9 protein-coding genes and 2 pseudogenes are annotated in these 9,551 nt (G+C 56.3%); 10 read left to right on the top strand and 1 reads right to left on the bottom strand.

Features of this window, described 5'->3' with window-relative positions:
- The coding region (locus I656_RS0116610; protein WP_033006487.1) for a YuzF family protein at nucleotides 1-227 on the top strand (227 nt) is incomplete at its 5' end.
- A 20-nt stretch (nucleotides 228-247) separates the two neighbouring features.
- Nucleotides 248-1,147 carry a manganese catalase family protein gene (locus tag I656_RS02350; protein ID WP_014196698.1) on the top strand — a complete coding sequence of 300 codons (900 nt, stop codon included), beginning with the start codon at nucleotides 248-250 and terminating at the stop codon, nucleotides 1,145-1,147.
- Between the two features lie 108 nt (nucleotides 1,148-1,255).
- On the opposite strand, the gene I656_RS02355 is transcribed toward I656_RS02350, so the two are convergent.
- Nucleotides 1,256-2,170 carry a LysR family transcriptional regulator gene (locus tag I656_RS02355; protein ID WP_033006486.1) on the bottom strand — a complete coding sequence of 305 codons (915 nt, stop codon included), beginning with the start codon at nucleotides 2,168-2,170 and terminating at the stop codon, nucleotides 1,256-1,258.
- 156 nt (nucleotides 2,171-2,326) lie between these two features.
- Between I656_RS02355 and hpaB the strand changes: the two genes are divergently transcribed.
- From hpaB to I656_RS02385, 8 genes and pseudogenes are all read left to right on the top strand, one after another.
- A complete protein-coding gene (hpaB, locus tag I656_RS02360; protein ID WP_033006484.1) occupies nucleotides 2,327-3,805 on the top strand; it encodes a 4-hydroxyphenylacetate 3-monooxygenase, oxygenase component in 1,479 nt (492 codons plus the stop codon).
- 43 nt (nucleotides 3,806-3,848) lie between these two features.
- Nucleotides 3,849-4,832 carry a 3,4-dihydroxyphenylacetate 2,3-dioxygenase gene (gene hpaD, locus I656_RS02365; protein WP_033006491.1) on the top strand — a complete coding sequence of 328 codons (984 nt, stop codon included), beginning with the start codon at nucleotides 3,849-3,851 and terminating at the stop codon, nucleotides 4,830-4,832.
- A 133-nt stretch (nucleotides 4,833-4,965) separates the two neighbouring features.
- Nucleotides 4,966-5,891, top strand: a pseudogene (gene hpaI, locus I656_RS0116605) (2,4-dihydroxyhept-2-ene-1,7-dioic acid aldolase).
- A gap of 19 nt (nucleotides 5,892-5,910) precedes the next feature.
- Nucleotides 5,911-6,688 (top strand): annotated as a pseudogene (locus I656_RS19955) (fumarylacetoacetate hydrolase family protein).
- Nucleotides 6,685-7,425 carry a fumarylacetoacetate hydrolase family protein gene (locus tag I656_RS02370; RefSeq protein WP_015375767.1) on the top strand — a complete coding sequence of 247 codons (741 nt, stop codon included), beginning with the start codon at nucleotides 6,685-6,687 and terminating at the stop codon, nucleotides 7,423-7,425. The pseudogene I656_RS19955 and the gene I656_RS02370 overlap by 4 nt, the downstream one beginning before the upstream one ends.
- Before the next feature lie 17 nt (nucleotides 7,426-7,442).
- On the top strand, nucleotides 7,443-7,829 hold the full coding sequence (locus I656_RS02375) for a 5-carboxymethyl-2-hydroxymuconate Delta-isomerase (protein ID WP_013144279.1): 387 nt from the start codon (nucleotides 7,443-7,445) through the stop codon (nucleotides 7,827-7,829).
- A gap of 16 nt (nucleotides 7,830-7,845) precedes the next feature.
- Nucleotides 7,846-9,357 carry a 5-carboxymethyl-2-hydroxymuconate semialdehyde dehydrogenase gene (hpaE, locus tag I656_RS02380; protein WP_033006480.1) on the top strand — a complete coding sequence of 504 codons (1,512 nt, stop codon included), beginning with the start codon at nucleotides 7,846-7,848 and terminating at the stop codon, nucleotides 9,355-9,357.
- 39 nt (nucleotides 9,358-9,396) lie between these two features.
- Nucleotides 9,397-9,551 (top strand): GntR family transcriptional regulator (locus I656_RS02385; RefSeq protein WP_020756406.1); only part of this gene is annotated, 155 nt, incomplete at its 3' end.

Raw genomic sequence — 9,551 nt, 5'->3', positions numbered from 1 at the left:
CCTACGCGTCCCATGCTTCGTCACCGCAGCTCATTGCCCTGGTTGACCCGTATGTGTACCACGCTTTCCAAGCTTTGAACGGCAAAGAAGTGGTGGTGGAAACCGTCCGCGGTTCGATCCAAGGAACTGTGAGGGATGTGAAGCCGGACCATATCGTCATCTCGGCGCATCAGGCGGTTTATTACATCCGCTTGGCGCAAGTGGTGTCTGTTCGCCTCAGCAATTAATGGAGAGGAGGAAAAGAGTCGTGGTATTTCAGCGGATCGACCGGCTGGCGATCGAATTGCCGAAGCCGAAGTACGCGGACCCCAATGCGGCTGCCGCTGTCCAGGAGCTGCTTGGCGGCCGTTTCGGAGAAATGTCGACGTTAAACAATTATTTGTTTCAGTCATTCAATTTTCGGCAAAAACAGAAGCTGCGCCCGTTTTACGAGTTGGTGGCGAGCATCACCGCCGAAGAGTTTGGCCATGTGGAGCTCGTGTCCAATGCGATCAACCTTTGCTTGACCGGCTCCACCCATCCAGGTGATCCGGATACAGCGCCGATGAAGGATGCGAAAGACAAGCGCAATACGTATCATTTTATCGCGACGGCGCAGACGGCGTTTCCCGGCGATTCGATGGGGAAGGCGTGGACGGGGGAGTACGTGTTCAACAGCGGCAACTTGATTTTGGATTTGCTTCACAACTTTTTCCTTGAATGCGGAGCGCGCACGCATAAAATGCGCGTCTATGAAATGACGGACCACCCTACCGCCCGCGAGATGATCGGCTACTTGCTTGTGCGCGGGGGCGTTCATATTTTGGCGTACGCCAAAGCGATCGAAGTGGCTACGGGGGTCGATGTGACGAAACTGCTGCCGATCCCGAAGTTGGATAACCGTGTGTTCGACGAGGCGAGAAAGTATGAGGATCAAGGCGTCCACCGCCGGCTTTATACGTTCAGCGATCGCTATTACAAAGAAATCGTCCGCATTTGGCAAGGAACCCATCCAAGCGATGGACAGCCGCTCGAGGTGGTCGAAGGAGCGCCCCAAGGGGGGGCGATCCCCGATTTGGACGAAGTGCCGGAAGAATTCGCCCCCGGGATTTCGGCCGAAGATTTTTTCGAAATCGCCAAGCGGCTGCAGCGGTCGGCAGGGTTGTGATGAGGCGCCCAACGGCGCCTCATTTTTTGAAAAGCAGGTCATTGAACAAAAAGGACGGCGCAACGAGGGCATGACGTTTCCCTTGAGCGTCCACGATTGGAGGAATCGCTATCTTTCTTCATGTTGTTCACCGGCGGCGCGGGCGGCAACGGTTTGGAGCACGTCGAGGAATGTTCGGGCGCTTTTCGGCAAATACCGTTGTCGGTCGAGGATGGCGGCGGCTTCCGCTGTCATCGAAGAGTCGATGATCTCCAGCACCTTGATGCCAGGGAGGCGAAACAAGGCTACGGTGGATTGCGGCACAATGGTGGCCCCGAGGCCTTGGGCGACAAGGGAGAGCAATATGGTCGCGTCCGGGCATTCGCATAGAACGTTCGGTTCAAAGCCATGACGGCGGCATTCCTCGATGACCCGCTCGTACTGTCCGGCGCCGTGCACCCGGTGGAGAAGGAGAAGCGGCCAATCCGCAAAATCGCGCATGCATAATGAGGGTTGGCCGGTTTTCCATTGCGCCGGCAACACGCCGACATAACGTTCGCCGGGCAGACGGATGACGTCGTAATCAGCCGAGTCGATCGGCAGGCGGACGATGCCGATGTCAATGCGCCGCTCGTAAAGCAGCTGACAAATGGAAAATGTATCTCCTTCACGGAGATGAAAGGTCACGTTCGGAGCTTGTTCATGGAAGTGACGGATTGCTTGGGCCAAATAGTAAAAGCACGATTTGACGCAGCCGATCGACAGCGTTCCCGCCGTTCCCTCTTCGATTTCTTTTACTTCCGCCACGGCGTCATCAAGCTGGGCGAGCAGCCGTTTCGCCTTTTCGTAAAACGCTTTGCCTGGTGCGGTGAGCTCCATTTTTTTCGCCTTTCGATCAAATAAAGGAACGCCGAGCTCTTCTTCGAGCTGCTTCAGCTGCTGGCTGAGCGGCGGCTGGGCGATATGAAGCTTTTGCGCCGCTTTGGTGATTTGCCCCTCTTCGGCAATCGTGACGAAGTATTTCAGCTGCTTCACATCGATCATGGCCGTGCCTCCTCTCTTGCTTCCATATCTTTTTCGTATAGGATGGTTGATCATTTTTGTATTTTTCATATATGAAATCATATGTTATATTAATTTTGAACATTCTGAATGATAGCGCTTCCTTATCTATTATACGTGAAAACGGGGGGAATGAAAATGCCGGCCAAAACAGGTCAGGAGTATATGGAGCGGCTCAAGCGGGCGAAAAGCAGCGTGTACATCCACGGGGAAAAAGTGGAGGATGTCACCGTTCATCCGGCGTTTTGCAACGTCGTCCGTTCGATGGCGGCGCTTTACGACCGGCAATATGAAAAGCCGGAGAAAATGTTGTACCGGTCGCCGACAACCGGGCAGTTCGTCGGCATGACGTTCATTCAGCCGACAACCATTGACGAGCTCATCGCCCGCCGCGAGGCGACGCAAGAATGGGCGCGTATGTCGGCGGGGATGATGGGCCGTTCTCCCGATTATTTAAACGCGGAAGTCATGGCCATGGGCGTCGCCAATGATCTATTTGCCGAAGATGATCCGATGTTTGCCGAAAACGCGAAAAACTACTATGAGTACGCGCGTGAAAACGACATCAGCTTGACGCACACGCTCATCCATCCGCAAATGAATCGCGCCAAGGCGCTTCATGAACAAAACGATGCCGATGTGCCGCTCCATTTGGTGGAACGGCGAAAAGACGGGATCATCGTCAGCGGCATCCGTCTGTTGGCGACGCAAGGCGGGATTACGGACGAAATTTTAGTGTTTCCATCAACCGTGAAAAAATCGACAGCTGGTGAAGACCCGTACGCGCTCGCCTTTGCCATTCCGAACAATACGCCGGGCGTCAAGTTCATTTGCCGCGAGGCGTTTGACTACGGGCGGAGTGCGTGGGACCATCCGCTGGCGTCCCGCTTTGAAGAGGGCGATGCCATCGTTTCGTTTGAAAACGTGTTTGTGCCGTGGGAGCGCGTGTTTGTTTGCGGCAATTCATCGATTTGCAACCGGACGTTCCGTGAGACGAACGCGGTCATTCATATGTCCCATCAAGTGGTGGCGAAAAACATCGTCAAAACGGAGTTTTTGCTCGGTGTCACGCTTTGTCTGATCGAAGCAATCGGCATCGGCGAATTCCAGCATGTGAAAGATAAAGGGGCGGAAATCATGCTCGTCCTCGAGACGATGAAGAGCCACCTGTACCGGGCTGAGCACAATGCGAAGCGAGACCGCTGGGGAACGATGACGCCGGATTTTGCCGCGCTCGATGCCGCACGCAACTGGTATCCGCGCATTTATCCACGGCTTTCGGAGATCATCCGCATTTTAGGAGCATCGGGGTTGATGGCGATTCCGACTGAAGCCGATTTCCATCATGAAGAAATTGGAGATATCGTCCGCCGCGCGATGCAAGGGGCGACGGTGGACGGCTATGAACGCGTCCAGCTGTTCCGTCTCGCCTGGGATCTCACGATGAGCGCGTTCGGAGCCCGGCAGACGCATTATGAATATTACTTTTTCGGCGATCCCGTTCGGATGGGGATGGCGTATTTTGACGGCTATGAAAAAGAGCCGTATCAACAGTTCGTGCGTGAATTTCTGCGCGGCGCCAAAAGTGTGTTCATTCCTTCTGACAGCCAGCGGTGACAGTGCAAATGGAGTTGAATTTTATCGAAAGGGGAGAAGGATGGTGAAATTTTCCATTATTCGCTGCGCCCGCGCGGTGCTGCATGTGACTGATTTGGCCGCCGCCCGCGATTTTTACGAACGGGTGCTTGGGTTTGTCGTGACGGAAGCGGATGAGAGCCATCTGTATTTGCGGGGGCTGGAAGAATATCATCATCATAGCCTTCTGTTGAAAAAAGGGCCCCGCCCCGCGGTCGAGGCGCTTGGCTACAAAGTCGGTTCCGAGCAACAATTGGAAGCGCTTTATGAATGGTTTGCGGCGCAAACGCTGCAGCCGAAATGGCTGGAAGCGGGAAGCCAGCGAGCCGTCGGGAGAGCGTTTCGCGTGCAGGATTCGTCCGGGCTGCCGCTTGAGTTTTTCGCGCATATGGACAAAACTGAGCGGCTGTTGCAGCGGTATGACTTGCACCGCGGCGCCCGCGTGCAGCGCATCGATCATTTCAACTGCGCGGTTAGAGATGTAAAGAACGCGTACGACTTTTATGTCCATGGTTTGGGCTTTGCCTGCTCAGAGTATACGGAAACAGAGGATGGGAAACTTTGGGCGGCATGGCTGCACCGGAAGCAAAACGTCCACGATTTGGCGCTGATGAACGGAAAAGGGCCGCGCCTTCACCATATCGGGTTTTGGCTGCCGGACCCGCTCAGCCTGATCCATGCGTGCGATGTGCTGGCGGCGGCCGGATATGCGTCGAACATTGAACGCGGGCCGGGCCGCCACGGATTGTCGAACGCCTTCTTTGTCTATTTGCGCGATCCGGATGGCCATCGCATTGAGCTGTATAACGGCGATTATTTGACGAGCGACCCCGATTTTCCGCCGATCCGTTGGGATTTGGATGATCCAAGGCGCCAGACGTTTTGGGGGCATGCGGCGCCGGACAGCTGGTTTGAAGAGGCGTCCGTCGTTCTTGACGTTCACAGAGGCCAGCCGATCGAGCCAAGCGAACCGACATTGGCGAAGCGGAAACCGACCTTCCTGATTTAGAAGAAGACCGCCGCCCTTCTGCTCGCGGTTTTCGGGATCAAGATTATATATGATTTTATCGTTGATTTCATATATTATAATGTGTACAATATAAATAAGATTCAGAAAAATAAAGTCAATAGGGGGCAAGGGGATGGCATACCGCGAGGCGAAAGAACGGCTGCGCGGCTCAATCGCGCCGGTCGTCACGCCGTTTGATGAGGAAGGAAACGTTGATTTTGCGGCGCTCGCCGCGCTCATCGATTGGCATATTGAAAGCGGCACGCACGGCATTTCCGTCACGGGAACGTCGGGAGAGCCGAGCTCGCTGACGCTTGAAGAGCGAAAACAGGTGATGGAAACGGCGAAAAAAGCGGTGGCGGGTCGGGTGCCGTTCGTGCCGGGGACGGGCTCGACCAACCATGCGGAAACGATCGAGCTGACCAAATTTGCGCAAGAGATTGGGCTGATGCCGCAATGGTCATCGTCCCGTATTACAACCGTCCGTCTCAAGCTGCGCTGTATAAACATTTTAAGGCGGTGGCCGAGGCGGTCGACATTCCGATCATCGTCTACAACATTCCGGGGCGGACGGCGGTCAATTTGGAAGTCAAAACGTTGGCGAGGCTGGCCGAAGATTGTCCGAACATTATCGGCGTGAAGGAGTCAAACAAAGATTTTGAACATGTGAACCGAGTGCTTTGGCACTGCGGGCGCGATTTTCTTCTCTTTTCCGGCATCGAGCTTTTGTGCTATCCGATGCTGGCGATCGGCGGCGCCGGATCGATCAGCGCGACGGCGAACGTCGTGCCGCATAAAGTGGCTGAGCTGCACGACGCTTGGTTTGAAGGCGACATCAAGCGGGCGCAAGATCTTCATTTTGAACTGATGGAGCTCAATGATGTGCTGTTTATTGAAACGAATCCGGGCCCTGTCAAAGCAGCGCTCGGCATGATGGGGAAAATCACCCCGAAGCTCCGGCTGCCGCTCGATTTGCCAAGCGAAGAACATCAGCGGCAAATCCGCCGCACGCTCGTCAAATACGGACTGCTGGCTGAAGAGCCATCCAAAACGGCATAACGGGGCGGGAGGAGAAGCGATGGTCAATGTGCGCTTGCGTCTGGCCGGCATGAGGCGGACGATTGAGGCAAAGGCGGATCCGCACGGCGGGACGGTGTCGTTTGGCGGGCAGACGCACCGCATTGATGAATTGGAATGGGACGCGCCTATTGGCGGGGCGATGTACGGGGTGGCGCTGAATGATGGAAAGGAGTGGGCGGCGCTGTCAAAAGAGATGAACGCCCCGCCGTATGAAAAGCCGCCGGAAGGCCCGGTGCTGTATATGAAGCCGGCAAACACCATCAACGCCCATCGGCGTCCGGTGCTTCTGCCTCGTTGGGTGAAGCATCTTCAGGCTGCTCCGGCGCTCGCTGGTGATCGGGCGGACGGCGGCGCGCGTGCGGCGCGAGCAGGCGCTCGATTTTGTATTCGGCTATACGATCGTGAATGATCTGTCGATTCCACACGAGCAGCGGCACCGCCCGGCGGTGAAGGAGCAGGCGCGCGACGGGTTCGCCCCAGTCGGCCCGTGGATCGTGCCGAAAGAGGAAGCGTCGCCGCTCTTTTCGCTCACCGCGCGCGTCTACGTCAACGGGCGCCTCGTCCAGCGTGCAGACCTGAGCCGCTTTCGCCTTCCAGTCGAACAATGGCTTGCTGAGGTGACCGAATTTATGACCCTTTACCCAGGCGATGTGCTGTTTTTCAGCTGGCCGGCCGATGCGCCGCTTGTTACAGCAGGAGATGTGGTGCGCATCGAAATCGAAAGGATCGGTGTGTTGGAAAATGAAATCGCCCTGGAACAAGGAGGCGATGAATGATGAGGCGGGCGCGTGTGGCCTGGAACGGAATCGTGACCGAAGCCGAGCCGCTCGACGATGGCCGCCTCCGCCTGCCGGACGGAACGATCGTCGGGGAGCTTGACGTGATGTGGCTTCCCCCGGTGGAGCCGGGCGTGATCGTGGCGCTTGGATTGAATTATGCCGAGCATGCCGGCGAATTGTCTTTTGTTGCGCCGAAAGAGCCGCTTTTATTTTTCAAAGGGAAAAATACGCTCATCGGCCATCGCGGCCGAACCGTTCGCCCGGAGGGGGTCAACATGATGCATTATGAATGCGAGCTCGCGGTCGTCATCGGCCGCCCGGCCAGCCGGGTGAGGGCGGAACGGGCGTACGACTACATTTTCGGTTACACGATTGCCAACGATTACGCTGTTCGCGACTACTTGGAAAATTACTACCGGCCGAATTTCCGCGTCAAAAACCGCGACCGGACGACGCCGCTAGGCCCGTGGATCGTCAGCCATGAGGAAGTCGGCGATCCGATGGCGCTTCGTTTGCGGACGTATGTCAATGGGGCGGTTGTGCAGGAAGGATATACGGGCGATATGATTTTTTCGATCCCGTATTTGCTTGAGTACATCACCGAATTCATGACGCTCGCGCCTGGCGACGTGATTTTGACCGGCACGCCGAAAGGGGCGGTGAACGTCCAGCCCGGCGATGAAGTCGTGGCCGAAATCGAACGCATCGGCCGGCTGATCAATTACATCGTCTAGCCAAAGGAGGAGGAATGATGCCGCACTTTATTTTGGAATACACGGCCAATCTCGGCGAAGAGGCCGATATTCGCGGCTTGCTTGGAAAAATTCACCGCGTGTTGATCAAGCGGAGCGATTGGTTTCCCGTCGGCGGCATCCGCTCGCGCGCCATTCGGCTTGACGAGTACTATGTGGCTGATGGGGCCGAAGACGATGCGTTTGTGCACGGGACGCTGAAAATCGGCGCCGGGCGTCCGGAACAGGTGAAAAAAGAAGTCGGCGACGAGCTGTTTGCCGTGATGAAAGACCATTTCGCCCCGCTGTTCGCCAAACGCTATTTGGCGCTGTCGCTTGAGCTGTATGAATTCAACGAGGCGGGGACGTATAAACACAACAACATTCATGCGCGTTATCGGACATAGCGGGAGGGGGAAACGAATGGCAGTGCAACCAAAAGTGCTTCATTATATCAATGGGCAGTTTATGGAAGGGGCAGCCGGTGCGTATTTCGACAACATCAATCCGTTTACGAACGAACCGATCAACGAAGTGGCCGAGGGGCGGAAAGAAGACATCGATGCGGCGGTTCGGGCGGCGAAGGAGGCGTTTGATCACGGGCCGTGGCGGACGATGCCGGTTGAAAAGAGGCTCCGTTATTTGTTCCGCATTGCCGAGCTGATTGAAACATATGCGGATGACATCGCCTATTTAGAGGCGCTCGACACCGGCATTCCGATCAGCCAGGCGAAAAAGCAAGCCGCCCGCGCGGCGGAAAACTTCCGCTTTTACGCGGAAATGGTGAAGACGCGCCTTGTCGGCGAGGCGTACCATGTGAATGGACAGTTTTTAAACTATACCGTTTATAAACCAGTCGGCGTCGCCGGGCTCATCACGCCGTGGAATACGCCATTTATGCTGGAAACGTGGAAGGTGGCTCCCGCGCTGGCGACCGGCAACACCGTCGTCTTGAAGCCGGCCGAATGGTCGCCGTTGACGGCGAATAAACTGGCGGAAATCATCGATGAAGCCGGGCTGCCTCGCGGGGTGTTCAACGTCGTGCACGGGTTTGGCGAAACGGCGGGCGCCGCGTTGGTTGCCCACCCGGATGTGCGCCTCATCTCGTTTACCGGCGAGACGACGACCGGCATGGAAATTATCCGCAACAGCGCCGCAACGTTGAAAAAAACATCGATGGAGCTCGGCGGCAAGTCGCCGCTCATTGTGTTCGCCGATGCGGATCTCGAACGGGCGCTCGATGCGGCGGTTTGGGGGATGTTTTCGCTCAATGGCGAACGGTGCACGGCCAACTCGCGGCTTTTGCTTGAACAGTCGATTTACGACGAATTTGTCGCCCGGCTGAAAGAGCGCGTCGACCGCATCGTCATCGGCGACCCGATGAACCCGGCGACTGAACTCGGTCCGCTCATTCACCGCGATCATTGGGAGAGGGTGAACCGCTATATTGACATCGCCAAGCAAGAAGGGGCGGACGTCTATGCCCCCAGCGTTCCAACAGGATTGGAAAAAGGCAATTTTGTGCCGCCAACGTTGCTGCTTGGTTGCCATAACGGCATGAGGGTGGCGCAGGAAGAGATTTTCGGACCGGTCATGGCGGTCATGTCCTTTGCGGATGAAGAAGAGGCGATACGGCTGGCGAACGATGTGAAATACGGGCTGGCGGCATACGTCTGGACGAACGATATGAAGCGCGGCCACCGCGTCGCCCAAGCGATCGAAAGCGGGATGGCGTGGGTCAACTCGCCGAACGTCCGCGATTTGCGCATCCCGTTTGGCGGGACGAAATACAGCGGCATCGGCCGCGAAGGTGGGCATTACAGCTTTGATTTCTATACGGAAGTGCAAGTCGTCCACGTCGCCGTCGGCGATCCGCCGATCCCCGCGTTCGGCAAGGGGGAGAAACCGACCGCCTTGTCTGCCGAACAGGCATAACGACTAGTCAATGTATATGATCTAGTATATGATAAACGTATGGAAACGAAAGCGAAAAACAAAACCCAATTGGCTTACGAGTATATTCTTTCCCGCATTGAAAACGGCGTCTATGGCCCGGGATACCGCGTCGTCATCGATCAAATCGCCCGCGAGCTTGGACTCAGCAGCATCCCGGTGCGCGAGGCGATCCG

This window comes from Geobacillus sp. WSUCF1 (assembly GCF_000422025.1).
GTDB lineage: Bacteria > Bacillota > Bacilli > Bacillales > Anoxybacillaceae > Geobacillus > Geobacillus zalihae.
The sequence above is the reverse complement of the archived record's forward strand: the minus strand, read 5'-3'. Positions and strand labels throughout refer to the sequence as shown.

Bases quoted from the DNA above. Each gene is read 5' to 3' on its own strand.
- I656_RS02355 (WP_033006486.1), bottom strand. From the start codon at position 2,170: ATGATCGATGTGAAGCAGCTGAAATACTTCGTCACGATTGCCGAAGAG.
- hpaB (WP_033006484.1), top strand. From the start codon at position 2,327: ATGCCGGCCAAAACAGGTCAGGAGTATATGGAGCGGCTCAAGCGGGCG.
- I656_RS02370 (WP_015375767.1), top strand. From the start codon at position 6,685: ATGATGAGGCGGGCGCGTGTGGCCTGGAACGGAATCGTGACCGAAGCC.
- I656_RS02375 (WP_013144279.1), top strand. From the start codon at position 7,443: ATGCCGCACTTTATTTTGGAATACACGGCCAATCTCGGCGAAGAGGCC.
- hpaE (WP_033006480.1), top strand. From the start codon at position 7,846: ATGGCAGTGCAACCAAAAGTGCTTCATTATATCAATGGGCAGTTTATG.